General features: G+C 51.0%; 1 protein-coding gene. It reads left to right on the forward strand.

Features of this window, described 5'->3' with window-relative positions; translation table 11 throughout:
• Positions 1–25: 25 nt before the first annotated feature.
• Positions 26–670 (forward strand): FtsH protease modulator YccA (gene yccA, locus FDX22_RS20725; RefSeq protein WP_146717707.1); only part of this gene is annotated, 645 nt, incomplete at its 3' end.

Below are 670 nucleotides of genomic sequence, written 5' to 3' on the forward strand. Positions count from 1 at the left end.
TACATCTGTCATAAGAGAGTGACTCATGGATCGTATTATTAGTTCTTCGCGCGATCGTACATCGCTACTCAGCACACATAAGGTGCTGCGTAATACCTATTTCCTGCTCAGCCTGACGCTGGCGTTTTCAGCGATCACCGCAACTGCCAGTACAGTACTGATGCTGCCATCTCCGGGTCTGATTCTGACGCTGGTTGGTATGTATGGTCTGATGTTCCTGACCTACAAAACGGCAGATAAACCAGTAGGTATTCTGTCTGCTTTCGCTTTCACCGGTTTCCTGGGTTACATCCTGGGACCGATTCTGAACACTTACCTGTCGGCAGGTATGGGTGACGTGATCGGTATGGCACTGGGTGGTACGGCGCTGGTCTTCTTCAGCTGCTCTGCGTATGTTCTGACCACGCGTAAAGACATGTCCTTCCTCGGCGGTATGCTGATGGCAGGTATCGTGGTGGTGCTGATTGGTATGGTTGCGAATATCTTCCTGCAACTGCCAGCGCTGCATCTGGCGATTAGCGCGGTGTTTATCCTGATTTCTTCAGGTGCCATCCTGTTTGAAACCAGCAACATCATCCGTGGTGGTGAAACCAACTACATCCGTGCAACCGTCAGCCTGTATGTATCGCTGTACAACATCTTCGTCAGCCTGCTGAGCATTCTGGGCTTC

The sequence above is a fragment of the Citrobacter sp. TBCS-14 genome (genome assembly GCF_005280805.1).
Classification (GTDB): Bacteria; Pseudomonadota; Gammaproteobacteria; order Enterobacterales; family Enterobacteriaceae; genus Citrobacter; species Citrobacter gillenii.